The organism is Pseudomonas sp. CM25, from assembly GCF_013179705.1.
Lineage (GTDB): Bacteria > Pseudomonadota > Gammaproteobacteria > Pseudomonadales > Pseudomonadaceae > Aquipseudomonas.
In genome coordinates this window covers 1-3,036 of sequence record NZ_JABMCW010000492.1, presented here as the reverse complement: position 1 = coordinate 3,036, position 3,036 = coordinate 1, and the positions used below count along the sequence as shown (strand labels likewise).

Below are 3,036 nucleotides of genomic sequence, written 5' to 3'. Positions count from 1 at the left end.
CCTACAACGTCTACGGCCAAGTACTCAGCCACACCGACGGCAAGGGCCAGACCACCCGCCTGCTGCGCACCGCCCGCGGCCTGCCCGGCAGCCGCCAGGATGCCAAGGGCCAGCGGGTGCGCTACGAGTACGACCAGGCCATCCGCCTGACCGCACTGGTCAACGAGAACAACGCCACCTACAGCTTTGCCTACGACGTGTCGGACCGGCTGACGGAAGAGGTGCGGGTGGACAACCTGACCCGGCGCTTCAGCTACAACGTCGGCGGGCATCTGACGCGGCTGGAGGAGATTGGTTACGGCGAAAATGCCGAGCGGCCGCAGCGGCATACGCTTTTCGAGCGTGATGCCATTGGCCGGCTGCTCAGCAAGCTGAACAGCGATGCACAGCAGCTGTTCAGCTATGACGACGGTGACCGGTTGCTGAGCATCCAGCGACAGCCTAGCGGGATCGGCAAGCAGCTCGGGGTTACCGAAGAAAAGCTGGAGTACTCCTACGATCTGCTGGGCCGGCTGACGCAGGAAGTCACTCCAGATGGGACGCTCAGCTACGAATACGACCCGCTCAGCAACATGACCACCTTGACCCTGCCGGATGGGCGCAAGGTCAACCACCTGTACTACGGTAGCGGCCACCTGCACCAGCTGAACCTGGATGGCCAGGTGATCAGCGACATGGAGCGCGATGACCTGCACCGCGAGGTGTACCGGACCCAGGGCAAACTCACCAGTTGCTTTGGTTATGACGCCATGGGTCGCAAGGCCTGGCAGTTTGCCTCGACCTTGCCCGCCGACAAGCTGTCGCAAGTGCACAACACCGGGGTGAATACCGCGCTGCTGGTGGAACATGCCTATAACCCGATTCATCGGCGGTATCAGTACGACCCGGCGGGTGAACTGGTGCGCACGCTCGACAAGCTACGTGGCGAGATCCAGTACGAATACGAAGCCAACGGCCAGTTGCGTAGCCGAGATACCGGCTCGCTGGTGGGTAGCGAAGAGTTTCGTTATGACGCAGCGGCGAACCGGCTGGACTTCAATGCGCGGCAGTTCGACAAGGTCAAGGACAACCGGATCAAGCGGTGGCGGGACCAGGAGTATCGCTATGACCCTTGGGGTAACCTGATCGAAAAGCGCTCGGGGACCGGCAAGCTGCAGCACTTCAGCTATGACTGCGAGAACCGGTTGGTGCGCGCGGAGACGCTGGTCAATGGCAAGCTGGAAAGCCGGGGTGAGTATCGCTATGACAGCTTAGGGCGGCGGGTAGCCAAGCAGGCTGAGATCAATGGCCAGGTCGAGCAGAAGCGCTTTCTGTGGCAAGGGCTGAGGATGCTGCGCGAGGAAACGCCGGGGCAGAGCATTCTCTACCTCTATGAGCCGGGTAGCTATGCGCCGTTGGCGCGGGTTGATCACGTTGAAGGGGAGGAGCGGAAGCTTTACTACTTCCATACAGACCAGATTGGTACGCCGCTGGAGTTGACGGATAGCGATGGCCAGATCGTTTGGCAGGCGACGTATCATTCGTGGGGATCGGTAGAGCAGCTAAACGTAAGCGAAGTCGAACAGAATCTGCGTTTCCAAGGCCAGTACTTCGATTATGAAACAGGACTGCACTACAATACTCTAAGGTACTACGACCCTGAGGTCGGTAAATTTGTAACGCAAGATCCAATCGGTTTATATGGTGGCTGGAATCTTTATGAGTATACAGCCAGCCCATTGACCTGGATTGATCCTTTAGGCCTGTGCGCTGATACTGTCAAATGGGGTAATCATCTTAGAAGTATTGGTGGGGGTGAGGCGCCTAAAGGAATGCTTAGGCCACACGCGCATCACATCGTATTTAAGAATGGTAAGGGCAAAGAAATGCGGGCTATTCTTGATAAGAGTAAGGAAATCTTGGAGAGGCACGATATTGATTGGTATAAAGGCAAGGAAAACTTGATTTGGGCGCCCAATACCGGACATTCAACTGCTAACGCAAAAAAAGTGTACGAGGCTTTGGCTAGGGCCGATGCAGGTGGCGCGGGATCCAGAGACAGTGTGGTTGCTGCTCTAAGAAAAATGGGCCAGCATTTTGCGGATGGTACAATTGATCTATTGCCATAGGTGATGAGGGTAGATTATATGAATTATAATAATTTGAAAGAAAAAATCAAAACAGCTACGATTGCAGTTGCTGAAAGAATGGCTAGTGAGTTTCCGGAGGGTGAAGTTTGTGCGTTTGCTCTTTATTCAGATGCAGATGCACGTACTTTAGCTCCTTCTCTTAATCTTAGGAGCAATTTGGAGGCTATGCAGTCGGGTGATCCCGATGATGCAATCTATTACAAGTGGGCGCCTGCAGAGTGGAGCCATGAGGCTTATGCTGCTGAGCTGTTTGATGGGATTTCTGAAGAGTTAGCAGGACTGAGCGATTCCATGAGTCCAGAGCAGGATTTTGAAGCTCACTGTGAAAGAATTTTTCAAATTTGCGTAGATGTACTGGACGAGGTGCGTCCGATGTTTTTGCCCGGGAAAATAGTAGTCTTTGCAGTTTCTGACATGGTTAGAGCTGACTGGGAATGCAAGTGGATTGCGCAGTTGAACTCTGCAGAAGAGGCGAGAGAGTTCGAGAGCTGGATGAATAGCCTGTGAAGCCTGTCGTTTGTATTTAAGTGGCATGATGCAGAGGTTTCAATCGCTGCATCATGTTTAGAGTGGTGTTATGATAGCAGGCTTAGTGTTGTCGACGTAATCTGCTTCACTTTCATCGATATGTATTTAGTGCTGACGGAAATGGAAGTGATGCTCTTTAAGAAAGAGGTATTTATGGGGCGGTAGTCGCCCCAATTTATTGAAATACGTTTCTGACGTAGGGGTATTGTCGCCGAACTCTACGCGCGCGTGGTCTACCGCACCCTGATCGACATCAAGCGCGTGGTCAACAACCAGGCGGTCGAAACGCTCACCCAGTACCGCTACGACGAACACGGCCAGCTGACTGCGGTAATCAACCGCAACGGCGACACCGTGCGCAGTTTCAGCTACGCCGAAG

2 protein-coding genes and 1 pseudogene are annotated in these 3,036 nt (G+C 54.1%); all 3 read left to right on the top strand.

What is annotated here, in order from left to right; translation table 11 throughout:
* Positions 1 to 2,108 (top strand): RHS repeat-associated core domain-containing protein (locus tag HP546_RS28365; RefSeq protein WP_172232575.1); only part of this gene is annotated, 2,108 nt, incomplete at its 5' end.
* Positions 2,109 to 2,126: 18 nt separating this feature from the next.
* Positions 2,127 to 2,636 (top strand): DUF4303 domain-containing protein, encoded by a 510-nt coding sequence (locus HP546_RS28360; RefSeq protein WP_172232572.1) that lies wholly within the window; start codon positions 2,127 to 2,129, stop codon positions 2,634 to 2,636.
* A 264-nt stretch (positions 2,637 to 2,900) separates the two neighbouring features.
* Positions 2,901 to 3,036 (top strand): annotated as a pseudogene (locus HP546_RS28355) (hypothetical protein); the annotation flags it as partial.